This is a genomic window from Novosphingobium sp. (assembly GCF_040079535.1).
Lineage (GTDB): Bacteria > Pseudomonadota > Alphaproteobacteria > Sphingomonadales > Sphingomonadaceae > Novosphingobium.
Genome location: NZ_JBEBKB010000011.1, coordinates 36657 through 60062, shown reverse-complemented (window position 1 = coordinate 60062; position 23406 = coordinate 36657). Strand labels below are relative to the sequence as shown.

Genomic DNA, 23406 nt, shown 5'->3' with positions numbered 1-23406 from the left:
TGCATGGCTGCACATCGGCTGCCAAGCGACTTGGCATGGAACGCGTAATCAAGCTCGATGGGGTTCACAACTTTCGCGATTATGGCCTCTACCAAGGGGCCGATGGCGCGCGGATCAAGGGCGGTTTGCTGTGGCGATCAGCCCAGCACGGCGATGCCAGCCCGGCAGACCTTGCCGCAATCGATGCGCTGGGCCTTAAAACCGTGATCGATTTGCGCGGCCCATCAGAGCGTGATGCCAAACCGTGCCGGCGCAGTGAAAGCTTTTCAGCGCAGGTCTTTGCCTACCCCGAGGAAACCGCTGGGCTTGCGCTTCATACCGAAGCAGCAGACGGCGTGGTGACCGAAGCTGAAGCCCGCGCGGCCATGCTGCGGCTGTATGAAGGTATCTCAACCCGTGAGAACCTGGTGCCGATGCTGCGTTGCCACTTCGAAGTTCTGAAACGGGCGGAAGGCCCCAGCCTTGTCCACTGCGTTGCCGGCAAAGACCGCACCGGCTTTGCTGTTGCACTGGTTCAGCACGCCCTGGGCGTCAGCCGCGATGATATTGTGGCCGATTACCTGTTGACCAACGTAGCCGGCAATATCGAAGCGCGGATCGCCGCCGGGGCTGAGCAGATTCGCGCTCACCGCGGTCCGATCAGCGATGCCACGATCCGGGTGCTGATGGGGGTAGAGGAAGAATACATCGTCGCTGCCTTCGATGCAGTCGATGCAAGCCATGGCGGGATGGATGCCTATCTGGCCGATGTGATCGGGATCGATCCGGCGGCGGTGCAGGGGCTGCGGCGCGATTATCTGGATTGATTTGCGGCAAGGCTCAAACCTCATCCAGCATCAGCACTTCCAATTCCACCTCCAGCCGGGGCTTGGGCAGGGCGGTGTGATCCACCCGCACCACCGCTGCATCGGCCACCAGTTGTCCCGCAATCGTGAATTCGTGATCGGGCAGAATATCGATCAGGGCTTCACCGGCGGCTACAGATTCCTCGCCGTTAAACGCCAGGACTACGCTGTGCCGGGTGCCGGAAAAGGTTACACTGGCCCAGCTTCGCTCAGCGTGGCGCAGCAATTCGGCCTGGCCCTGGCCCAGATCGAGCAGCGCCGATAGCAATTGCATCCAGGGGGTGCGGCGGGTTCGGTGGCGCGCGGCGACAAGCATCGCCTGGCCTTGGTTGGGATCAAATTGCACGGCAGTCCTCGCGATAAATGTTCATGAAATGTTCCACACGTTTCGCGGTTGCAGCGCGGGGAGTGCGGCCGTTGCGCAGGTCCTGAACAAAGCGCGGATCGTGCGTCGCAAGCCGTCCGAATTTGGTCCAGGGCATACCGGTTTCACGCAGAAAGCGTTCGATCCGGGTAATAAGCATTTCTGTCTCCCTCCTTATTCAAATGCGACAGTTGCGAATCGCCGTAGGAATAATCCTTTACTTCCCCTTCAAATCCTACTTGTCTAGGAAAAATACATCGTGTAGGACAAATACATGGTTACGAACGATCCCCGAGCCCGATTGATGCAATTGGTCAGTGAACAGGGCGCCAGCTTGTCTGGCTTGTCCGAACTTATCGGGCGTAATTCTACTTATCTTCAGCAGTTTATACGAAAAGGCAGTCCGCGAAAACTGGAAGAGAATGATCGCCGCAGGCTGGCGCGGTTCCTGGGTGTGGACGAATCGGAACTGGGCGCGCCAGAGGATTTGTCCTCGTCCGTGCTGATAAAGCCGCGCGGCGAATGGGTTGATTTACCGCGCCTGCCGCTGGGCGCATCGGCCGGGCCGGGGTTGCTTGCGGGTGAAGAGCTGCCGATCGGCGCGTTCCGCTTTTCCGCTCGCTGGCTGCGCGAACAGGGCCTTGATCCGGCGCAGCTTTCAGCGATCCGGGTTGAGGGCGACTCAATGGAAGCCACCTTGCGCGATGGCGATGAAATCCTGGTTGATCGCTCCCCGCGCAATTGGCGCGATGGGATCCATGTGGTCCGCAGCGGTGAAGCCTTGATGGTCAAACGGCTCGATCTGGCGCGGCCCGCAGTGGTTGCATTGGTCAGCGACAATCCGGCTTACCAGACAATTGAGTTGGAGCCGGGTGAGGTTGAGGTGATCGGGCGGGTGGTGTGGAAGAGCGGGCGGTTGTAGCAAGCGCTGCGTCAAAATTCGTTGCAGCGCCGCCAAACCCCCGGCATTGCGAACATATGACTGAAACCACCGAACCGCCCGTCCGCGTTGGCATCATCCCCGTTACCCCGCTTGAGCAGAACTGCTCGCTGGTGTGGTGCACCAAAACGATGAAGGCCGCGCTGGTTGATCCGGGCGGTGATCTTGACAAGCTTAAGGCGGCCGTTGCGAAGACCGGAGTTACGATCGAGAAGCTGCTGATAACGCACGGGCATCTCGATCACTGCGGGCAGGCCGGAATGCTGGCCAAAGAGCTGGGCGTGCCGATTGAAGGACCGCACGAGGACGACCGGTTCTGGATCGAACAATTGGCCAAGGATGGCGGCAAATATGGCATGCATGCCGAAGTGTTTGAGCCCGACCGCTGGCTGAATGATGGCGATACGGTGACTGTTGGGGAAGCGACCATGGATGTAATCCACTGCCCAGGGCATACCCCGGGGCATGTGGTGTTCCACTATCCTGAAGGACATCTGGCGATCGTTGGGGATGTGCTGTTTGCCGGATCGATCGGGCGGACCGATTTTCCCCGTGGGAATCATCAGGATCTGATCGATTCCATCACGCAAAAACTGTGGCCGCTGGGCAACGACGTTACCTTTATTCCTGGCCACGGGCCAACCAGCACATTTGGCCGGGAGCGGCAGGTAAACGGCTTTGTGAGCGATTATGCGCTTAGCTGAAGTTGATCCTCCCCGCGAACGGGGAGGATCTTGGCAGTTTTACATTTTGCCCAGGGCAACCGCGATTGCCACCACGGCCAGGCCGATCTGGACCAGCATGGTGACCATCACGCCAATGCCCCGGCCCATTTCGAGGCTGCCGCCATCCATGCCAAGGCCGTGCGCAACACGCGCCAACATATACGCACCGCCAACATAGGGCAGCCAGGTTCCGCCCTTTTCAGCCAGTTCGATGGCCGCGATCAGAATCAGCACCCACGGAGTGTTTTCTGCAAAGTTCAGCTGTGCGCGCATCCGGCGTTCCAGCAATTCGTTGCCGCCGGTTCCGATGTTGATCTTTTCCTTGGCACGTACCTGGCCGCAGCGCAGCGCAAGCCAGAAGTTGATCAACGCCGCCGCAGCCGCGAGACTCAATGTAATGGGTAACAGCATTTCATTCTCCCCTGTGATGTGCCGTCAATAAGGGCCAATGACGGCGCTTGCAACGCCTGCTAAATCCGGTATAGGCCCGCCTTCGCAAGCCACCGGCACCGTCCGTGCTGGCTTACCTAGACGAAACCGGAATTTGCAGGAACAGGTGCCGCAATGGCTGTCCCCAAAAGAAAAACATCGCCCTCACGCCGGGGCATGCGCCGCAGCCACGATGCGCTGAAGGTTGAAGCATTCCATGAATGCCCCAACTGTGGTGAACTCAAGCGTCCGCACAATCTGTGCGATGCCTGCGGTCACTACAATGGACGCGAGATTGTCGCTGTCGGGCTCTAAGCCTGTCGCTTGAGGAGATTAGCGCATGAGCCTGCCGCGTATCGCCGTTGACGCGATGGGCGGCGATGAAGGCGTGCGCGTGATGATCGAAGGCGCGGCGCTGGCGCGGCGCCAGCATGATCGGTTCAATTTCCTGCTGGTTGGCGATGAAGAGCGAATCAAGCTTGCGCTGAACGAACACCCGAATCTGCGCAGCGCATCCGAAATTCTCCACGCCCCCGATGTGGTCAGCGGTGAAGAAAAGCCCACTCAGGCGCTGCGCCGGGCCAAGACCACATCGATGGGCATGGCGATCGAAGCGGTGAAGCGCGGCGATGCTGGCGCTGCGGTAAGCGCAGGCAACACCGGCGCGCTGATGGCCATGGCAAAGCTGGCGCTGCGGACGATGCCGGGGATCGATCGCCCGGCGCTTTCGGCCTTGCTTCCCTCGCTGGGTGAGAACGATCTGGTGATGCTCGATCTGGGCGCCAACACTGAATGTGATGCCCGCAATCTGGTGCAGTTTGCGATCATGGGTGCGGCCTATTCGCGGATTGTGACCGGCCGTGATGCGCCGCGCGTGCGGCTGCTCAATATCGGCACCGAAGAAATCAAGGGAACAGAGAATTTGCGTCTGGCTTCGGCTCAGCTGAAGGCTGCTGCAAAGGATCTCTCGATCTCTTTCGACGGTTTCGTTGAGGCTGACAAGCTGTGCCGCGGCGATGTTGATGTGGTGGTTTCGGACGGGTTTTCAGGCAACATTGCCCTGAAGGCCGTCGAAGGCACTGCGCGCTTTGTCGCCGATCTGCTGCGCCGGGCATTTTCCAATTCGCTGCGCTCCAAGTTCGGGTTCCTGGTTTCCAAGCCGGCCACAGAACTGCTCAAGCATCATCTTGATCCCAACAATCACAACGGCGCGGTGTTTCTGGGTTTGAATGGGGTGGTGGTGAAAAGCCACGGTTCGGCCAGCGCGGTTGGCGTGGCCAATGCCGTGGCGGTGACTGCCCGTTTGCTTGAGGAAAACCTGATCGAGCGGATCGCGGCCGATCTTTCTCGGCTGGGCGAGGAAAATCTGCGCAAAGCCGGTGGGAACGGGGCATGATTCGACGTTCAGTTTTAACCGGCACCGGATCAGCCTTGCCCAAGCGTGCGGTATCCAATGCCGAAATGGCGCAAATCGTCGATACCAGCGATGAATGGATCGTTGAAAGATCGGGCATTCGCAATCGACATTTTGCCGGAGATGATGAGAATACGGCCACGCTGGCGATCGATGCGGCGCGCCGCGCGCTTGAAGCGGCCGGGCTTGAAGGCAAGGACATCGGCCTGATCGTGCTGGCCACAGCCACGCCCAACAATACCTTTCCGGCCACCGCCACGCAGGTTCAGGCTGCATTGGGCGCAAATGGCGGGATCGCATTTGATGTTGCGGCGGTATGCTCGGGCTTTCTCTACGCCGTTGGCGCTGCGGATGCGATGCTGCGAACCGGCATGGCCGAAAAGGCGCTGGTAATCGGGGCTGAAACGATGAGCCGGATTCTCGATTTCGAGGATCGCGGCACTTGTGTGCTGTTTGGCGACGGGGCCGGCGCGATTGTGCTGGAAGCCCGCGATGTGGCCGAAGATGGACCCGGGGTTCTGTTCACCAAACTCCACGCCGATGGCCAGCACTGCGATTTGCTCTATGTCGATGGCGGACCTTCCACCACGCAAACCGTGGGCCACGTTCGGATGAAGGGGCGCGAGGTGTTTCGGCATGCCGTAACCAACCTGGCCGACGTGCTGAGCGAGACACTGGAGGCGGCTGGAATCAGCACCGATCAAATCGATTGGGTGGTGCCGCATCAGGCCAATCGCCGGATCATCGATGCCACTGCCAAGAAGCTGGGCCTTTCGCCCGACCGGGTTGTGCTGACGGTAGATCGGCACGCCAACACATCGGCAGCATCGGTTCCGTTGGCGCTGGATACGGCTGTGCGCGATGGGCGGATCAAGCCGGGGCAACTGGTTGTGCTCGAAGCGATGGGCGGCGGCTTTACCTGGGGCGCAAGTCTGATCCGGATTTAGCCGGATTTAACCCAGCCTATTCATTGCAATCGCCCAAACTTTGGTTATGCTCTGCTGCAGGGACGCAGGTAATATCCTAGGGAAGGGGCTTGATGCGCTCCATGAGCACACTGACAAGGGCCGATCTGGCCGAAGCATTGAACCGGAAGCTTGGGCTTTCGCGTTCTGAATCGCTCACAATGGTTGAAGCGATCCTTGAACACATGTCTGACGCACTGGAGCAGGGTGAGAACGTCAAGATTTCGGGCTTTGGAACGTTTTTGCTGCGCGACAAGGCGCAGCGAATCGGTCGAAACCCCAAAACCGGGGTTGAAGTTCCGATTACCCCGCGCCGGGTGCTGACTTTCCGGGCCAGCCAGATGCTGAAAGAACGGATCGCCAAAGGATGACCGACGCTGCGCCTCCTGGCTTTGCTGACGGCAAGGATCCGGAGGCGCTGCGGACGATCGGCGAGGTGGCCAAGGCGCTTGGCATTCGCCAGCATGTGCTGCGGTATTGGGAAGAGCAATTCCCGATGCTGCGGCCGCTTAAGCGCAGCGGTGGAAGGCGGTATTACAGATCGGGCGATGTTGCGCTGGTAGAGCGGATCGATCGGCTGGTGCACCGCGAAGGTTATACTCTGAAAGGGGCCAAAAAGGCCCTGCTTGGCAAGAGCGAACCGGCCGATAACGGCGGGGCTCGGGCAACCGGGCCGGTCGTGGCCGGGGCGGCCGTTGCCAACAACTTTGCATACCGGGCGCGGCTTATTTCACTGCGGACCACACTGGTCAATGCGCTTCACGAAGCCTAGATACAGCTCACGAAAGTGAGGACATTCCAACATGGGAAAAAGCTACGACGCGGAACTCGCGCTGTTCATCAATGGCAGCTGGAGAGTGGGCGAAGGGCGCGATAGTTTTGCGGTTATCGATCCGGCCAGCGGTGATGCCATCGCCCAGGTGCCCTTGGCCAGCGCAGCCGATCTGGATGAAGCACTGGCTGGCGCAGATCGAGCTTTTTCGGTCTGGCAGGCCACTCCGGCCGAAGCGCGCGGGACTGTTCTCAGGAAAGCCGCCGCGCTATTGCGTGATCGCAGCGAAGCAATTGCCACTCTGCTAACGCTTGAACAGGGCAAGCCGCTGGCCGAAGCGCGCAGCGAAGTGGCCGCCAGTGCGCAATTGTTCGATTGGTGCGCTGAAGAAGCCACCCGGCTATATGGCCGCACGCTGGTGCGCCCCACCGGGCAGCGGGCGATGGTCAATCGCCAGCCGGTCGGCCCTGTCGCGATTTTTACTCCGTGGAATTTCCCGCTTTACCTGCTGGCCAAAAAGCTGGCCGCCGCATTGGGGGCTGGTTGTTCGGTTGTGGCCAAGCCGCCAGAGGAAACCCCTGGCTGTACCGGCGCTTTGGTGCGCTGCCTGGCTGACGCTGGATTGCCGCAAGGCGTGGTTCAGCTGGTCCATGGGGCGCCCGATATGGTCAGCCGGCATCTGATCGCCTCGCCGGTGATCCGCAAGGTCAGCTTTACTGGCTCAGTCCCGGTTGGACGGCATCTGATGCGGCTGGCAGCAGATGGGCTGAAGCGGGTCACGATGGAACTGGGTGGCCACGCCCCGGTGCTGGTGTTTGACGATTGCGATCTTGAAAAGACGCTGGATCTGGTGGTCCCGCAAAAATTCCGCAACGCTGGGCAGGTCTGCGTTTCGCCGACACGGTTCTATGTGCAGGAAAGCATCTATCAGCGCTTTGTTGATGGCTTTGCGGCGCGCACGCACGGGGTTACCACCGGGCATGGGCTTGACGCTGGCAGCAAGATGGGCCCGCTTTCCAATGCCCGCCGCCCCGGCTCGATCGAGGCGCTGGTAGAGGATGCCGCGGCCAAGGGCGCGCGGGTGATGGCTGGCGGGAAACGCGGCAATGCCGGCTATTTCTTTCAACCAACACTGCTGGCTGATGTGCCGGACAACGCCGATATCATGAACAACGAACCGTTTGGCCCGGTGGCGGTTGCCGCGCCGTTTTCAACGCTGGAGGATGCCGTGGCCAAGGCCAACCGCCTGCCTTTTGGCCTGGCCGCCTTTGCCTTTACCGAAGGCTTGCGCACCGCCAATCTGCTGGGCGATGCGATCGAGGCCGGGATGGTGGGGATCAACACATTTGCGGTCAGCGCGGCTGATGCACCGTTTGGTGGGGTCAAGGATTCAGGCTTTGGCAGCGAAGGTGGGATCGAAGGAATGGATAGCTATCTGGTGACCAAGGCGATCCATATGGCTTGATCTGTCACTTCAGCTCAGGGCCCAGTTCGGGATCGAGATCGCGCGGGCGGGTTAGATGCACCAGCCGGGCACAGCGATCCCTGAGATCAGACCACTTGTCGATATCGAGTTCAAGCACGGCGAAGCTGGCGGTGGGAAATTTTTCCTCCACCAGATCACGCAAGGGGCTGGTGCTATCATCGGGGACAAGATCGAAGATCAGATCTTCAAGCCCCGGATTGTGCCCAACCATCAGGATAGCTTTGGGATCGCCATCCTGTTCGCGCAGCAGATCGGCCAGAGTGACCCCGCTTGCAAGGTAGATCCGGCGATCCCAGTTGGCGGCCACCGGCTGCCCCGAAGCCTGGGCGGCAAGTTCGATTGTTTGGGCGCAGCGGATCGCCGGAGAGGCCACCATCCGTTCCCACTTTATCCCGTGATCGCGCACATGGCGGCCCATTATCGCCGCGCCGCGCCGCCCGCGATCGTTAAGCGGTCGATCGAAATCGCGGGCTCGCGGGTCTTGCCAATCGCTTTTGGCGTGGCGGAACAGTCCTAGGGTTTTCAAGTCTGGCTCTCTTGCTGGACAGGCTGGTGTGAGACACTGCTGGCGACGCGATGTAAAGCCTGATCGAGCGTCAACCGTGTGACAGGCGTACCTGGGGGAAATGCGGATAACAGGCGGCTGGGGAAGGCGGCAGACAAGACCACGAATGCCCCGCTATCCTGACGGCTGCGGATCAACCGGCCAAAAGCCTGGGCCAGGCGCGCACGGATGATCCGATCATCGTGGGCACCGCCGCCGCCCGCCAGCCGCCGGGCACGGTGCAGGATTGACGGCTTTGGCCAGGGAACTTGTTCCATCACCACCAGACGCAGCGAATGGCCGGGCACATCCACCCCATCGCGCAAGGCATCGGTACCCAGCAGCGAAGCGCGCGGATCGTCGCGGAAAATATCCACCAATGTGCCGGTATCGATCGGATCAACATGCTGCGCATAAAGCGGCAGGCCGCCCCGGGCAAGCCGATCTGCGATCCGGCCATGAACCGCGCGCAGGCGGCGGATCGCGGTGAACAGGCCCAGTGCCCCGCCACCTGCAGCCTCAATCAGGCGGGCATAAGCCCCGGCCAATGCCGCAACATCACCCTTGGGCACGTCGGTCACGATCAGCACTTCGGCTTGGCCGGCGTAATCAAACGGGCTTTCAAAACTGGACAGCCGCGGCGCAATTTCAAGACTGGGAGCGCCCGAACGAACCACTGCGCTGTCCCAATCAGTTCCGTCCTTCAGCGTGGCCGAAGTCAGCATAACGCCATGCGCGCCTTCAAGCACGACTTGCGCAAACGGCCGCATCGGATCGAGCCAGCGGCGGTGCAGACCGATATCAAATTCGCGCGCTTCGGCCCGTTCAACCGCCAGCCAATCGACAAATTCCGGATCAGCCGGGCCGCCCAGCCGGTCAAGCAAGGCCTCCCACGCGGCGATAGTATCGATCCGCCAGCCCAGGGCCTGGCGCGCCCCTTCCAGCCGGGCCCGGCCTGGACCATCCAGCCAGTCAGGCGGATCGGTGAGAATAGCCTCGATCCGAACACCCAGCCGGATCAGGGGACTGCGCAATTCGGCCAATGCAGCCTGCGCGCTGCCAGCAATTTCGACCAATGGCCCGTCAAGCTGCGCGGCTTCGGTTTCAAGCCCGTAACCGGCTTCCTGCCCGCCGCTTTCATCGCGCGCATATACAGTGGCGCGCACCGCACAGAGCAGCTCTTCCAGCGGACCCGATGGGCTGCCTTCGGATAATCGTTGCAGCCAGCCATCGCCGGGCAGCGCCTCAGCCGCATGGCGCGCAGCGGCAATTGCCTTGCCGCCCGCCTCGTCATAGCTGGCCAGATCCGCCAGCCGCGCAGAAAGCCCGCGGCGGCGGCCCTTTGAGCCGCGCTCTGGTCCTACGACCCAGCGCCTCAGCTCAATCGTCTCACTGCCGGTCAGTGCAACCGCAAAGGTAGAATCCGCAGCTTCGAATACATGGTGTCCTTCATCGAACACGATCCGGGTTGGCCGCTGCACCTGATCGCGGCCGCGCGCCGCGTTGACCATCACCAGGGCATGGTTGGCGATCACCAGATCGGCGCCAGTGCTGGCGCGGACGCTGCGTTCGATGAAGCATTTTCGGTAGTGCGGGCAGCCAGCATAGACGCATTCGCCGCGCTGGTCAGTCAGCGCCTTGATCCCGCGCGCCCGGAACAGCGTGGGCAGCCAGCCGGGCAGATCGCCGCCGATCATATCGCCATCCTGGCTATAGGCTGCCCAGCGCGCGATCAGTTGCGCCAGCACCGCCGCGCGGCCGGTGAAGCCACCTTGCAAGGCGTCTTCAAGATTGAGCAGGCACAGGTAATTTTCACGCCCTTTGCGGACAACTACCGGCTGTGTTCCATCGCCGCGTTTGCCCGTCCAGATCCGGCGACTTTCATGGCGAAGCTGGCGTTGCAGCGCCTTGGTATAGGTTGAAACCCAGACCGTTCCGCCCGATTGCTGCGCCCACAACGAAGCCGGGGCCAGGTAGCCAAGGGTCTTGCCGATCCCGGTCCCGGCCTGCGCCAGCAGCAAGTGCGGTTTGGCCCCAAGGCTATCGCCGCGGCTGCGCGGGGCAAACAGGTGGGCGGCTTCCTGGGCATAGGCCACCTGCGCCGGGCGGCTTTCTGCTCCGGCGCCGGTCAACCGCGCCAGTTGCTCGGCAACTTCGCCATCCCCCAGTGTGATCTGGGCTGGCTGCGGCCGTTCGGCAACGTCTTCCCATTCGGGCAGGCGGGCAAACAGCCAGCGCTCGCCCTTGGCCGGGGCGGCGATCCGCGCGGCCAGTAGCGGAGCCCAGGCCCAGCGCAGCTTGGTTAGCGATTGCAGCGCGGTCCAGGCACCTTCGCGCGCAGGCCAATCGGCGGCCTGACACTGGGCCAGCAGCAGCTCTGCGGCTTGCTGGAGCAGCAGCGGAACAGCATCATCGGCGGCCGGTTCAGCCAGATCGAGCGCATGGGCCAGCCCCTTGGGCGTTGGCACCACAAACCGGGCCGGGTGGACGAACGCGAACAGTTCAAGCAGATCCAGTCCTGACAGATCAGGGTACCCCAGCCGCGTTGCGACCAGCGGCGCATTAAGCATCAACAGCGGCGTATCTGCCGCCGCAACGATCGCATCGCCCTTGCTGGTTCCGCGCGTTCCGCCAGCACCATCACGCAGCCAGCAGCCGCCATGGCTGGCGTGAATAGCGGGAAGGGGCAGGGCATCGCTCACACCGATGGGATAGAACGAAAATGGAACGCGGTGCAAGCGGTTGACCTGAACTTTGCGCAGGTCCAACCCTGGGGCCATGCCGAATCCTTCCCGCGCCGCATTGATTGATCGCCTGCCCAAGGCAGAGCTGCATTTGCATATTGAAGGCTCTCTTGAGCCAGAGCTGTTGTTTGCACTGGCTGCGCGCAATGGCGCGGCGATCCCGTTTGGCAGTGTGGAAGCAGTGCGGGCGGCCTATGATTTCTCCAACCTGCAGGATTTCCTCGATATCTATTATCAGGGGATGGGGGTCCTGCTGACCGAGCAGGATTTTTTTGACCTGACCTGGGCCTACCTCCAGCGCGCGGCCGCGGACAATGTCAGGCATGTCGAGATTTTCTTCGATCCGCAGGGGCACACCGACCGCGGGGTTGCTTTTGAAACTGTGCTGGACGGGATTGAGCGCGGATTGAAGACTGGCCAGAGCGAGCTTGGCATCAGCCATCGCCTGATCATGTGCTTCTTGCGCCACCTGTCCGAAGCGGACGCTTTTGCCACGCTGGAATTGGCTATGCCGCATCTGGACAGGATCGACGGGGTTGGGCTCGATTCTTCCGAGGTCGGGCACCCGCCGGCGAAATTCCAGAAGGTGTTTGCCAAAGCACGCGAACTTGGCCTGCACGTGACCGCGCATGCGGGAGAGGAAGGGCCGCCCGGATATGTTTATGAGGCGCTGGATTTGCTCATGGTCGAACGGATTGACCACGGAAACCGGGCGCTGGAGGATGCAGCGCTGGTCAAGCGAATTGCAGAAGAAGGCATGACGCTGACCGTCTGTCCGCTCTCCAATCTCAAGCTCTGCGTGATCGACCGGATGGAGGACAGTCCGATCAGGCGAATGCTTGATCTGGGCCTTAAGGCAACGATCAATTCCGATGATCCGGCCTATTTTGGTGGCTACATTGGTGCCAATTTTCATGCCGCCGCCGAGGCGCTTGACCTTTCAGATGCTGAAATCGTCCAGCTGGCTGAAAACAGCTTCACCGGTTCGTTCCTGCCGATGGCCGATCAGATCGCGCATCTGGCTGAGATCGAGGAAATTGCTGGTGGTTGAGAAGCGCTATCTCACCGCAGACCGGCTGCTTGAAGACAGCTTTCGGCTGGCCAACATGGTGATCGATGCGGGCTTTCGCCCCACCCATATCGTTGGCATCTGGCGGGGCGGGGCACCGGTCGGGATCGCTGTCCAGGAATTACTCGCCTATAAAGGTGTGGAATGCGATCACATTGCTATCCGCACTGCCAGCTATTCTGGGATCGACAGCCAGGAGAAGGAAGTCCGGGTCTATGCGCTGGGCTATCTGATCGATGTGCTGGGGCCAGAGGATCGGCTGCTGGTGATCGATGATGTGTTTGATACCGGACGCTCAATCGCGGCATTCCTGGCCGAACTATCGGCGCGCTGCCGCCACAACATGCCGCAAACCGTGCGGATCGCCACCGCTTACTACAAACCGAGCCGAAACAAGACCAGGCTCAAGCCTGATTTCTTCGTTCATGAGACCGAGGAATGGCTGGTCTTCCCGCACGAGATCTGTGGGCTGAGCGAGGACGAAATCCGCGCACACAAGCCGGGCGCGGATCTGATCCTGGGCGACTAGTGCTGCGTCCAGATCACCCGGCCTTCCTTAATCGTCTGCATCACCCGGATTGAACGGATCTGGTCAAGCGGCGTGCGCAGCGGATTGCGATCAAGCACTACGAAATCGGCCAGCAGCCCTACTTTGATCCGCCCCTTGCGGTCCTCTTCGAACACCTGCCAGGCCGGACCCGTGGTGAGCATCTGCAAGCCTTCATAAGCGGTCAGCCGCTGGCTGGGGCCGTTGACCACGCCAGACAGTGATGTCCGGGCCATACTGGACCAGAGCTGGATGAACGGATCGAGCGTTGTTACCGGCGCATCGGAATGGTTCGAGGGATGCAATCCGGCTGCAATTGCAGCTTTGAACGGGCTGATGAAGCCAACTACCTCGGTGGAGAAATTGCTGCGGTGGACGTCGGCAAAATAATAGGTGTGGTTGCTGAAATAGGCTGGTCCCACGCCGATCCGGGCATAGTCCTTGAGCTGCTCGGGCCGCTGGAATTGTGAGTGAATCACAACCGGGCGGCGATTGTCGCCGGCTTTGATCCCCAGTGCATCGAAGGCCTTGATCGCCATGTCGATCGCCGCATCGCCATTGGCGTGGGCAAATATCTGCCAGCCGCGCGCGTGGACCTTGCGGGCTGCGGCGTTGAACACCTCTTGCGAAACGATCGGCTCGCCGTGCCAGGGGTGGTGTCCTTCGGGCGAGCCGTTGGCATAGTTTTTGGTGAAAAAGGCGGTGCGGGCCTGCGGCGATCCATCAAGCACGAACTTTATGCCCTGAACCTTGGTACGGCCTTGATATTGCCCCACCGCAAGGTCGCCACGGGCAAGCAGATTGTCCAAACCAGCGAAGCTGGGCAGCAGCGCCAGATCGATCGTCAGGGCAAGCTTGGCGCCATCACTACGCAGGAAATCCAGATCGGCCAGCTGCGTCGCGCCGTCTTGCGCATGGGTATAGCCGTTCGCGGCATATTGGCGTTGCGTGATATTCAGCGCTTCGATCATCTGCGGATAGGTAGGCTTGGGAAAGACGGCAAAGAACGGCGTCAACGCGGCTTCAAACACAACTCCGTTGGGCTTCCCGTTGCCATCGCGCAGGAACAGCCCGCCTTCGGGGTTGGGCGTATCGTCCTTCACCCCGGCCGCCGCCATTGCGGCGCTGCTGGCGACGAGTCCGTGGCCGGTGAAATGCATCAACAGAACTTTGCGCCCGGGGAAGGCCTTATCCAGATCGGCACGGGTCACATGGCGCTTTTCAGCCAGCGCAGCGTCCTTGTAGTTCCAGGCGACGACCCAATCGTCTTGCGCGATCATCCTGGCTTCGATCCCCCTGCCGACCTTGGCAAGCAGATCGGCAATAGAACGCGGTGCGCCTTCGCCTGCGTCAAGATCAATTCCAGTGGCGACGCGCATCAGCATCGAGAAATGCGAATGGGCATCGACGAAACCCGGAAGCATCGTTGCGCCCTTCAGGTCATGGTCTTCGAACCCGCGCCCGGCCACCTTGCGGGCTTGGGCAAGCGGACCGGTGAACACGATCTTGCCTGACCGCACGACCACCGCCGGAACGATTTTGGCACGCGGGCCGTCCATCGTGATAATCGTGCCGTGGTGCCACAAACTGGTGATTGGCCGTGCCATTATTGCCTGGGCCGAATTGCCCAGCATTGCCAGCCCAAGTGCCGCCAAGGCCAGTTTCAAACCACGTACCATTTCGCACCCCACCGCTTGCGTAGCGCGATGATGTGGCACAGCTGCCTGGGCGTTACCAGCGGGTTGCGGCGCTTAGCCGGGCAACCACCCGGTCCTTGCCCATGACCTGCATCATTTCGTGCAGATCGGGCGTGTTGCGCCGCGCCGCCAGCACAACCCGCAGCACTCCGGCCAGATCACCGAAGTGGCCGATGTATTGATCGGGGGCGGCCTTGAAAGTCTTGGCGTTGGGGGCATAGCCAAATTCCAGGCCCAGTTCGCGCAGCCATTCCAGCCACTGATCGCGGTCCTTTGCGGGATCGTATGCTGCTGCAACCTTGGCCAACAAGCCTTGCGGCGCGGCCGGCTGGAGCGCCTTGAACACGTCCTGCGCTTCACCCAGCAGCTCGGCATAGCGATCATCAAAGAAGTAACCGATGTCTGTATGCAGCTGATCCCACCGGACGATGTCCTTGCGCGGGCGTTCGCCGTGGCGCTCGATATCCAGAATTGCCTGGCTGTAGGCCGGATCGGCAGCAAAGCGCACCGCGAAATCCGGGTGGTGACCACTGGCCCAGACCAGCGCCGCATCGTAGATCGCCTTTGCGCTCATCGCGCCGACCACATCGCGCGATACCGAATCCAGCTTGGCCAGATCAAACAAGGCGCCCGAACGGCTCATGTGCTCCAGCTCGATCTTGAAATCCTCGTGGCTCACGCCCGGGTTCGCGGTGCGCCATTCTTCAAACCGGCCGTCGATCAGATTGAGCAGATATTCGGTAACCGCACCAAGCGGATAGCCGGCTTCCATGTACCAGCCAACCGAGGCTTCGGGATCGTGCCGCTTGGAAAGTTTGCGGCGCGATCCGCCGTCCTGCTTTTCGATCGGACTGATGTGGGCAAAGCGGGGCGGGGCCCAGCCCATCAGATCAAACATCTGGGCGTGCATTGGATAGCTGGCCAGCCATTCGTTACCGCGGATCACATCGGTGGTCCGCATGAAATGATCGTCCACCACATGGGCCAGGTGGTAGGTTGGCATACCATCGGCCTTGAGCATGACGACGTCGGTCTGGTTGGCCGGAAATTCAAGATCGCCGCGGATCGTATCAGGCAAAGTCACCCGCTCATCGCGGGTGCCGGTGGCGCGCAGACGCACTGTGAACGGCAGACCAACCGCCAGCGCTGCAGCCACATCAGCTGCGGTCTTGTCACGCCAGATTGCCCAGCTGCCATAGTAGCCCGGCTGGACCTTGCGCTTGGCCTGTTCGTCGCGCAGCTCCTGCAATTCATCGGCGCTGGCAAAGCAGGGATAGGCATGGCCCTGTTCCAGCAACCAGCGAACGCAGCTTTGATAGATCGGCTTGCGTTCGCTTTGGCGGTAGGGGCCGTAATCGCCCAGCTCCTGACCATCGGCAATTTCACCCTCGTCGGGTGACAGGCCATAGGTGGCAAGCGAGGCCAGGATCAAACCAACCGTGCCGTCAACTTCACGCTTCTTATCGGTATCTTCGATCCGCAAAAAGAACCTGCCGCCGCTTTGATGGGCCAGGCGGCGTGAAACCAGCGAAGTATAAAGCCCGCCGATATGCATGAAGCCGGTTGGGCTGGGGCCAAAACGGGTTACGCGCGCGCCTTCGGAAAGGGTGCGAGGCGGGAACTTTGCTTCAAGTTCGGCAAGCGTGAATTGGGCTTCGGGCGTTAGGGTGGCGATATCCATGGCCGTGCCTTACGGACGGCGCTGCGGCTTGGCAACCGCAGCAGGCCTTAACGATTTAGCCGGCTAAGCCGGTGCTGATCACCTCGCCGAAGTATGCGGTCATTTTCTCTGCGGCGGTCTCTGACAGGCTGATTGGAATATCGCTCCACCCGCCATCGGAATCGCCCAGATCGATCAAGCTGTGCCCGGCCAGAATCCGGGCCAGCGCAAGCGTGGTAGCAGGCGGCGTCAGCAAAAGCTGGCTGGCGGCGTCAATGCTCAACCGGCCCAGTTCGTCGGCAAACAGCCCCAGCATCATATCCCAGCGTTGTTCACCAAACGCCTGACGATCAAAATGCTTGTTGCGAAGCCGGCGCCGCGCCAACATTTCGGCAGCCAGCCGGCGGTGTATCTGATTTGCTTCTTCGACCGGTGACGGCACTCTGCATTCTCCCCGAGTTATTCAGACGAGGAGAAGCCATGCGTCCACGTTTGGCTGCTCGGGATTTTTCCCGATCCAACCGTTACCGATGCCCAGCATTCTCGCGACCAACCCGCCTGGTATTGTTCCAAGCTGGGAGCAGGCTATGAGGCGGTGGGGCTGGCGACCAGTCCCGTGATTGATGGACACGGCGGTTCGCCTTATGCAATCAACCCGGGCGGGGAAATTCCCCCGGAATCACATAACCATAGCGAACGGCGGCCATGGCGGCACCAACCCGTTCAGTAACGTTCATTTTTTGAAAGACACGGCGCAAATAGGTATCGACCGTGCCGGCTGAGATTTCCAGAATCTGGGCAATGGCCGAATTGCTCTTACCTTGGGTTAGCCAATACAGAACGTCCTTTTCGCGGATCGATAACTCGTTCTCAAGCGCCGTTTCATGCGATAGTATCCTGCAGAACTCATGATAGGCGGCTTGCAGCTGCACGTGCAGTTCCAGCACGATCATGTCGGTCAATTGCTGCGGGTTTGGGTGATGCCCAAAGCAGATGATCGCAGTGCGCGCGCCGCTGCCAAATGTTGGAAAGGCAATTGCATCGCTGGCACCGCCGCGATCAAGGATAGCCAAATAGCGCTGCTCAGACTTGTTCAGTTTGAGTAGCTTTCCAGCTTCACCCAAACGAAAAGGAAGGCCGTGGGCAAGGGCAATTTCAGGCAGTGGATCAATCCGGTAAAGTCCCTTGCGATAAGCTTTGGCCCAACGCTCATCAAAACCGAAATTGTCGAGGACGCGGCCTTGCCAGGTGTTGCGCGCCACCGGCGAAATTATGAAGCATGCCCCGAACCCGCTGGCCTTGGAGATATCAACAACCGCCAGCTTGAATGCAGCGCTGTCTTTGGCTTGGCGAAGCCGGGCAATCGAAGTCAGCAGCACAAGGTGGGTTTCTCATTTTGGTACGAAGGTGGCGCTTGCTGACATGTCCTGGGCGATTCTACAAAGGCTGCGCGGGCAACTCAGTCCCATTTCTGGACAACTGAGGGCCTGGCTTGGCGGATCTGGAGTGGCGCAGGCGAACCGGCCGTTACGGCTGCCGGACGCTTTTCGCCTTGCACAAAGCCAGCCGCTCCGCGAAAGCCCGCTCACCATGAACGATACTGCATTGCATGACGCCGCACAGGTTTCCAAGGCTTGGCCATTTGAGGAAGCGCGCAAGCTGATCAAGCGGTATCCCAATGGGAAACCCGGCGGCACGGCGGTGCTGTTTGAAACCGGCTATGGCCCCAGCGGCCTGCCGCACATCGGCACCTTTCAGGAAGTGCTGCGCACCACGCTGGTGCGGCGCGCCTATGAAGAGTTAAGCGGCGGCGCGCCAACCCGGCTGGTTGCGTTCAGCGATGATATGGACGGGCTTCGCAAGGTGCCCGACAACATGCCCAACCAAGGTCTGCTGACCGCCTATCTGGGCCATCCGCTTAGCCGGATTCCAGATCCGTTTGGCAAGTATGAGAGTTTCGCGCACCATAACAATGCGATGCTGCGCACATTTCTGGACCGGTTCGGATTTGAATATGAGTTCGTCTCTTCAAGCGACCAATATAATTCGGGCGCGTTTGACGATGCGCTGAAGGGTATCCTGCGCCACTGGCAAGCGATCATGGACATCATGCTGCCTACCCTGCGCGAAGAACGCCGCCAGACCTATTCGCCGGTCCTGCCGGTCAGCCCCAAGACCCATCAGGTGTTGCAGGTGCCGGTCGAAGTCATCGATGCCGCGGCTGGCATGGTCCGCTTTGAAGACCATGGCGAAATGGTCGAAAGCTGCATCTTTGGCGGCAATGCGAAGCTGCAGTGGAAGGTCGATTGGGCGATGCGCTGGGTCGCGCTGGGCGTTGATTATGAGATGTGCGGCAAGGATCTTACTGATTCGGTGCGCGAAAGCGGCCGGATCACGCGGGCGCTGGGCGCTACGCCGCCCGAAGGCCTGATCTATGAGCTGTTCCTTGACGAAGAGGGACAGAAAATTTCCAAATCCAAGGGTAATGGCCTGACCATCGATCAATGGCTGACCTATGGCAGCGAGGAAAGCCTGGGGCTGTTCCTGTTCCGCGAACCCAAAAGCGCCAAGAGCCTGCACACCGGGATCATCCCCAAGAACGTCGATGAATATTGGCAGTTTCGCGAAAAGCTGGCCAGCCAGCCGATCGAACAACAGCTGGGCAATCCCGTATGGCATCTGCTGCGCGCAAATGGCTACCACGGCGGAGATGGTGACAAGCTGCCCGTAACCTTCAGCCTGTTGCTGAACCTGGTTGGGGTATTGGGGGCCGGGGCGACCAGCGATCAGGTCTGGTCTTATCTGGGAAATTATGTGTCTGATGCCGATCCGGCCAAGCATCCTGAGCTTGGCAGTCTGGTTGACAAGGCACTGGCCACCAACCGCGATTTCATCGCGCCAACGCTGCAACGCCGCAGCCCCGATGCGAATGAGGCCAAGGCGCTGGCTGCGCTTGACGCTGCACTTGCCGGCACTGCTGCAGATGCCAGTGCCGAAGATCTTCAGACCATGGTCTATGAGATCGGCAAGAACCCCGATCATGGTTTCGAGAATCTGCGCGACTGGTTCAAGGCGCTGTATGAAACACTGCTGGGATCCAGCCAGGGTCCGCGGATGGGCAGTTTCATCGCCTTGTATGGCGTGGCCAACACGCGGCGCCTGATTGCCGAGGCGCTGGCTTGATCCGCAGGCTGGGCCTGGCGCTGGGATTGCTGGCGCTATCGGTCCCGGCCGGGGCAAAATCGGTCCTGTTCATCGGCAACAGCTTTACCTTTGGTGCCGGATCACCGGTGCAGCGGTTTCATCCAGAGCGAGTCCATGATCTGGGCGGTGATCGGATTGGCGGGGTCCCGGCACTGTTCAAGACTTTCGCCGATCAGTTGAAGCTTGATTGGCAGGTCAGCCTTGAAACTTCGCCGGGCAAGGATCTGGTCTGGCATTTTGAAAACCGCGCTGCGGTGCTGACACGGCCGTGGGATGTGGTGCTGCTGCAAGGGTATTCGACCCTGGACAAGGATCGCCCCGGTGATCCGGCGCGGCATCTGGCCGGCGCACAATCGCTGACGGGGCTGGCCATTGCCGCCAATCCCAATGTGCGGGTGTTGCTGGTTGCCACATGGTCGCGCGCCGATCTTGTCTGGCAGCCGGGCGCGCGCTGGTCTGGCAAACCAATCACCCGCATGGCCGATGACCTACAGGCAGCAAGCTGCGATGCGATCGCCGCGGTGCCAGCCATTGCCGCCACGGTCCCGGTCGGCTTGGCCTGGAACCGCGCCTTTGATCGCCAACTGGCCGATCCCAACCCCTTTGACGGGATCAAACCCGGCCAGATAAATCTGTGGGCAGCGGATAGTTATCACGGTTCAACCGAGGGTTATTATCTGGAAGCGCTGGTTGCATTTGGTGCCGTTACCCGGATCGATCCACGCCGGCTGGGCCGCCATGAAAGCGCGGCGCGGGAACTGGGGATCAAGCCCGCCATAGTCGCCGCGTTACAGCGGATTGCGGCGCAACAGTTGCGCCAGAAAATCTGCCACTAACCAGATCCGCGATCAGCGTTTATGCCGGGCCCTGCAGCGCAGCAATCCAGCGATCAACCTTCGCCTCAAGAACAGACATCCGCAGCGCGCCCGAACCCAATATAACAGTGTGAAACTGGCGCACATCGAACCGCGGGCCCAGGCCAGCCTGCGCTTTGCGCTTCAGCCGCTGGATTGTCAGCGCGCCGATCTTGTAACCCAGCGCCTGTCCTGGCCAGGCGATGTAGCGCTCAACCTCGGCGGTCGCATCGCTTTTGCCCATGCCTGAATTGGCCAGCATATAATCAATCGCCTGATCGCGGCTCCAGCCCTTGGCGTGCAGCCCGGTATCAACCACCAGCCGCATCGCCCGCAGCATTTCATCATCCAGCGTGCCCCAGTGCTGCATCGGATCCTTGAACAGGCCCATTTCGAAGCCGAGTGTTTCGGCATAGAGCGCCCAGCCTTCGACATAGGCATTGTTGCCGTCAAACCGCTGGAAATCGGGCAAGCTGGTATCCTCAAGGGCCAGGCTGACCTGAAAATGGTGCCCCGGCGCGCCTTCATGCAGATAGAGCGTGGTGATGCCGGTCAGAAAGCGGCTGGGCAGATCATAGGCGTTGTAGAAAAACGTCCCCGGCCGCCGGCCATCGGGCGATCCCTGATTGTAACTGCCGCCAGCCTCGTACTTTTCGCGGTAGGCCGGGTAGGGCCTGATTTCGAGCCTGGTCTTGGGCACGCGATCAAAGAATCTGGGCACCTGGGCATCAACCGCCCTGGCCGCTTGGGCAAAGCCATCGGCCAGTTCTGCGCGGGTTTTGGGGTGAAACCGTGGGCTGGTGCGCATATGATCAAAAAAATCGCGCAGCGGGCCGCCGAACCCCAGCGCCCGTTTGACCCCGTCCATCTCGTTCTGGATCCGGGCAACTTCGCCCAGGCCCAATCTGTGGATTGCTTCGGGATCCAGCCGCAAGGTGGTGTGCTTCCTGATCGCCAGTCGGTAGTAACTGGCGCCGCCCTTCATCGCCGAAATGCCAACTGCCTCGCGCGCTTCGGGCAGGTATTCATCCGCCAGGAAATTGCGAAATTTTTGGTACGCGGGATAGATCCGGTTGGCTGCGGACTGGTTGTAAAGCCGGGCCAATTCATCTTGCTGCGCGGGGGGTATCGCCAGTGGAAATTCCCGCACAGGTGATGTGAAGGGTGAGCTTTCTGGCGGCTGGACCAGCAAGGCATCGATCTGCGCGATCATGTTGCGCACGGTTAGCTGGCTTTCCACCACACCGCTGGCAATGCCTTCGCGAAAGCGCGCGATCGCATTATCAATCACCTGCGCAAAGGCATCGATGTAATCAAGATTGCGGCGGTAATCGGCCGCGCTGGCATAGTTCAGCTCGCCCCCTTTGGCGACGATCGAAGCAAAATCGATGTGCAGCCCGCCAAAGTGGTTGAACGGCCTGACCGCGGTAAGTGCGACAATATCCGGGCGCAGCCATTCGGCTTCTTCGCGCAGATCAGCAAGGATCGAATCATACGAAATCTGCCGCTCAGCGCCCAGCCGCATCCGATCGATCCGGGCCAGACGCTGCAAGGCCCATTTGATCAAGGATCGCTCGGCGGTTGTTTCGCTGGAGGTGAAACTCTGCCGGAATACCGCAGCATCAGGGCCGCCCCCCCGATCGATCGGGCCCAGCGGATCAAGCGCGTCTTGCCGGCGCGAAAGTTCGTGCAGCAGCTCCATCAGCCGCACATCTTCGGCGCTGTTTTGCGCCGATGCTGCCGCCGGCAATGCCAGCCCCGCGCCAAATGCAAGGCTTCCCGCCGCAAACCGCCTGCGGCTGAGCATGGGTCCGCGGATCAGCCCCATTTGCGCGATCGATACCACTTGGTGATGATGTATTTGGTGCCTTTGATCACCGGCGTGCCGGCGTGCATGGTATCTTCATTGGGCAAGCCATCGGGCTTGTTGTTGTTCCAGATAAGCAAGGATCCGCGTTCGGGGCGCACTTCAAAGTCCAGGTTTGTAAAGGCCGTGTTCCCGCCTTCCGCAACATCGTTGAGAAAGATCATCGCGGTGAACGATCGCTGCCCGCCGTGCTTTACTTCCTGTTTCCAGTATTCCGCCTTGGTCCAGAACAGATCGAGGTGATGTTTGAATTCCTGGCCCACTTCATAACGCTGGCCCTGCATCGTTTCACCCCAGGGGTGGGGAATGCCCAGCAGCGCATCGATCCGGCTTTCTATTTTCCGGACAAAAGGATCGTTCGGCTCAACATTGCCAGAGCTGCTGGTCCGCCACACTTCGCTATGGCCGTGATCCAGCACGGTTGAAGGCTGGGCGGTACGATCGATCATCCGGATCGTTTCGGCGCATTCAACCTCATCCAGAAAGTGCGGGACAAACCAGATTTCGGCCCGATCGGATCCGATCCGCTGGCTGGCCGGGTTCGCATCCAGTTTGCGGCGAACGTGCGAGCCCACCCGCAGCAGCGCAACCTTATCGGGGGCAGGGGCATCGGCAAAACTCATTCACCCTGCCTAACCGATTGATCGGCAAGGGCAAGAGGGCGCTGCGGGTTTTGACTTGCCCGCGCTGGGCATTTGCGCCAGTTTCCCGCCCCATGAACACACCCAGCATCGCAGCAGCGCGCTATTCGCGCGGCGCCATCATCTTGCACTGGCTGATTGCCGTGCTGATCGTCCTCAATTTCGCGGCCGCATGGGCTGCTGAAGGCATGCCCGAAGCGGAAGAGATGAAGCTGATCGGCAACCACAAGGCGATCGGGATCACGATCCTGATGCTGACGGTGCTGCGGATTGTCTGGCGGATGTCAAAGCAGCCGCCGGCGCTGGTCGAAACGCTGAAGGCGTGGGAGGCCGCTTTGTCAAAAGTGACGCATGCCGTGTTCTACTTCCTGATGCTGGCAATTCCGCTTTCGGGCTGGGCGATGTCTTCCAGCTTCACCAAGGGCGCCGGGGTTTCGCTGTTCGGCCTGATAACAGTGCCCGCGCTGCCGGTTGGCCATGACAAGCCGACCGCCGGGATGTTCCACGAAATGCATGAAATCTTGGGCACGCTGATGCTGCTGCTGTTTGCGCTGCATGTCGCAGGTGCGATCAAGCATCACCTGATAGACAAGGATGGCACGATGCGGCGGATGGTTCCCTGGCTCAAATAGCCTTTTG

25 protein-coding genes are annotated in these 23406 nt (G+C 60.6%); 14 read left to right on the top strand and 11 right to left on the bottom strand.

Annotated elements, in window-relative coordinates; genetic code table 11:
• The first annotated feature begins 35 nt into the window (after positions 1–35).
• Positions 36–806, top strand: a complete 771-nt coding sequence (locus ABL914_RS05695; protein WP_391562195.1) for a tyrosine-protein phosphatase — start codon at positions 36–38, stop codon at positions 804–806.
• Between the two features lie 13 nt (positions 807–819).
• Here ABL914_RS05695 and ABL914_RS05690 read toward each other — a convergent pair whose 3' ends face one another.
• Together ABL914_RS05690 and ABL914_RS05685 are read right to left on the bottom strand one after the other, a co-directional pair.
• Entirely contained in the window at positions 820–1191 is a 372-nt protein-coding gene (locus tag ABL914_RS05690) for a hypothetical protein (RefSeq protein ID WP_391562194.1), read from the bottom strand.
• Positions 1181–1369, bottom strand: coding sequence for a hypothetical protein (locus tag ABL914_RS05685; protein ID WP_391562193.1), 189 nt, complete (start codon positions 1367–1369; stop codon positions 1181–1183). Before ABL914_RS05685 ends, ABL914_RS05690 begins: the two co-directional genes overlap by 11 nt.
• 114 nt (positions 1370–1483) lie before the next feature.
• Here ABL914_RS05685 and ABL914_RS05680 point away from each other — a divergent pair, with 114 nt between their 5' ends.
• Positions 1484–2131: a helix-turn-helix transcriptional regulator gene (locus ABL914_RS05680; protein WP_391562192.1), complete on the top strand. Its 648-nt coding sequence runs from the start codon at positions 1484–1486 to the stop codon at positions 2129–2131.
• A 56-nt stretch (positions 2132–2187) separates the two neighbouring features.
• Complete coding sequence (locus tag ABL914_RS05675; RefSeq protein ID WP_391562191.1) at positions 2188–2853, top strand: MBL fold metallo-hydrolase; 666 nt, start codon at positions 2188–2190, stop codon at positions 2851–2853.
• Between the two features lie 39 nt (positions 2854–2892).
• Here the strand turns inward: ABL914_RS05675 and ABL914_RS05670 are convergent, their stop codons facing one another.
• On the bottom strand, positions 2893–3285 hold the full coding sequence (locus ABL914_RS05670; RefSeq protein ID WP_391562190.1) for an MAPEG family protein: 393 nt from the start codon (positions 3283–3285) through the stop codon (positions 2893–2895).
• Positions 3286–3438: 153 nt separating this feature from the next.
• On the opposite strand from ABL914_RS05670, the gene rpmF reads away from it, so the two are divergent.
• From rpmF to ABL914_RS05640, 6 genes are all read left to right on the top strand, one after another.
• Entirely contained in the window at positions 3439–3618 is a 180-nt protein-coding gene (rpmF, locus tag ABL914_RS05665) for a 50S ribosomal protein L32 (RefSeq protein WP_309621567.1), read from the top strand.
• Positions 3619–3643: 25 nt separating this feature from the next.
• Positions 3644–4699 (top strand): phosphate acyltransferase PlsX, encoded by a 1056-nt coding sequence (gene plsX, locus ABL914_RS05660; RefSeq protein ID WP_391562189.1) that lies wholly within the window; start codon positions 3644–3646, stop codon positions 4697–4699.
• The gene (locus ABL914_RS05655; protein ID WP_391562188.1) at positions 4696–5664 is read left to right on the top strand and encodes a beta-ketoacyl-ACP synthase III; all 969 of its coding nucleotides are present in this window, start codon (positions 4696–4698) and stop codon (positions 5662–5664) included. The genes plsX and ABL914_RS05655 overlap by 4 nt, the downstream gene beginning before the upstream one ends.
• A gap of 92 nt (positions 5665–5756) precedes the next feature.
• Complete coding sequence (locus ABL914_RS05650; protein WP_391562187.1) at positions 5757–6053, top strand: integration host factor subunit alpha; 297 nt, start codon at positions 5757–5759, stop codon at positions 6051–6053.
• Positions 6050–6454, top strand: a complete 405-nt coding sequence (locus tag ABL914_RS05645; protein WP_391562186.1) for a MerR family transcriptional regulator — start codon at positions 6050–6052, stop codon at positions 6452–6454. The genes ABL914_RS05650 and ABL914_RS05645 overlap by 4 nt, the downstream gene beginning before the upstream one ends.
• A 31-nt stretch (positions 6455–6485) precedes the next feature.
• Positions 6486–7919, top strand: a complete 1434-nt coding sequence (locus tag ABL914_RS05640) for an NAD-dependent succinate-semialdehyde dehydrogenase (RefSeq protein WP_391562185.1) — start codon at positions 6486–6488, stop codon at positions 7917–7919.
• A gap of 4 nt (positions 7920–7923) precedes the next feature.
• Here ABL914_RS05640 and ABL914_RS05635 read toward each other — a convergent pair whose 3' ends face one another.
• Together ABL914_RS05635 and ABL914_RS05630 are read right to left on the bottom strand one after the other, a co-directional pair.
• On the bottom strand, positions 7924–8466 hold the full coding sequence (locus tag ABL914_RS05635) for a SixA phosphatase family protein (RefSeq protein WP_391562184.1): 543 nt from the start codon (positions 8464–8466) through the stop codon (positions 7924–7926).
• Positions 8463–11186: an ATP-dependent DNA helicase gene (locus tag ABL914_RS05630; RefSeq protein WP_391562183.1), complete on the bottom strand. Its 2724-nt coding sequence runs from the start codon at positions 11184–11186 to the stop codon at positions 8463–8465. Before ABL914_RS05630 ends, ABL914_RS05635 begins: the two co-directional genes overlap by 4 nt.
• A gap of 76 nt (positions 11187–11262) precedes the next feature.
• On the opposite strand from ABL914_RS05630, the gene ABL914_RS05625 reads away from it, so the two are divergent.
• Together ABL914_RS05625 and ABL914_RS05620 are read left to right on the top strand one after the other, a co-directional pair.
• Positions 11263–12279 carry an adenosine deaminase gene (locus tag ABL914_RS05625; protein ID WP_391562182.1) on the top strand — a complete coding sequence of 339 codons (1017 nt, stop codon included), beginning with the start codon at positions 11263–11265 and terminating at the stop codon, positions 12277–12279.
• Entirely contained in the window at positions 12269–12826 is a 558-nt protein-coding gene (locus ABL914_RS05620; protein WP_391562212.1) for a phosphoribosyltransferase, read from the top strand. The genes ABL914_RS05625 and ABL914_RS05620 overlap by 11 nt, the downstream gene beginning before the upstream one ends.
• Here the strand turns inward: ABL914_RS05620 and ABL914_RS05615 are convergent.
• From ABL914_RS05615 to ABL914_RS05600, 4 genes are all read right to left on the bottom strand, one after another.
• Positions 12823–14523, bottom strand: coding sequence for an amidohydrolase (locus tag ABL914_RS05615; RefSeq protein ID WP_391562181.1), 1701 nt, complete (start codon positions 14521–14523; stop codon positions 12823–12825). The genes ABL914_RS05620 and ABL914_RS05615 overlap by 4 nt on opposite strands.
• A gap of 52 nt (positions 14524–14575) precedes the next feature.
• Positions 14576–16222, bottom strand: coding sequence for a glutamate--tRNA ligase (locus ABL914_RS05610; protein ID WP_391562180.1), 1647 nt, complete (start codon positions 16220–16222; stop codon positions 14576–14578).
• Between the two features lie 55 nt (positions 16223–16277).
• Positions 16278–16643 carry a hypothetical protein gene (locus ABL914_RS05605; protein WP_391562179.1) on the bottom strand — a complete coding sequence of 122 codons (366 nt, stop codon included), beginning with the start codon at positions 16641–16643 and terminating at the stop codon, positions 16278–16280.
• A 208-nt stretch (positions 16644–16851) separates the two neighbouring features.
• The gene (locus ABL914_RS05600) at positions 16852–17580 is read right to left on the bottom strand and encodes a LuxR C-terminal-related transcriptional regulator (RefSeq protein ID WP_391562178.1); all 729 of its coding nucleotides are present in this window, start codon (positions 17578–17580) and stop codon (positions 16852–16854) included.
• 211 nt (positions 17581–17791) lie between these two features.
• On the opposite strand from ABL914_RS05600, the gene ABL914_RS05595 reads away from it, so the two are divergent.
• On the top strand, positions 17792–19384 hold the full coding sequence (locus ABL914_RS05595) for a lysine--tRNA ligase (RefSeq protein WP_391562177.1): 1593 nt from the start codon (positions 17792–17794) through the stop codon (positions 19382–19384).
• Positions 19381–20241, top strand: a complete 861-nt coding sequence (locus ABL914_RS05590) for a PEP-CTERM sorting domain-containing protein (RefSeq protein WP_391562176.1) — start codon at positions 19381–19383, stop codon at positions 20239–20241. The genes ABL914_RS05595 and ABL914_RS05590 overlap by 4 nt, the downstream gene beginning before the upstream one ends.
• A gap of 19 nt (positions 20242–20260) precedes the next feature.
• Here the strand turns inward: ABL914_RS05590 and ABL914_RS05585 are convergent, their stop codons facing one another.
• Positions 20261–22066: a DUF885 domain-containing protein gene (locus tag ABL914_RS05585; protein ID WP_391562175.1), complete on the bottom strand. Its 1806-nt coding sequence runs from the start codon at positions 22064–22066 to the stop codon at positions 20261–20263.
• An 11-nt stretch (positions 22067–22077) separates the two neighbouring features.
• Entirely contained in the window at positions 22078–22749 is a 672-nt protein-coding gene (locus ABL914_RS05580) for a 2OG-Fe(II) oxygenase (RefSeq protein WP_391562174.1), read from the bottom strand.
• 92 nt (positions 22750–22841) lie between these two features.
• Between ABL914_RS05580 and ABL914_RS05575 the strand changes: the two genes are divergently transcribed.
• Positions 22842–23399, top strand: a complete 558-nt coding sequence (locus tag ABL914_RS05575; RefSeq protein WP_391562173.1) for a cytochrome b — start codon at positions 22842–22844, stop codon at positions 23397–23399.
• Positions 23400–23406 lie beyond the last annotated feature (7 nt).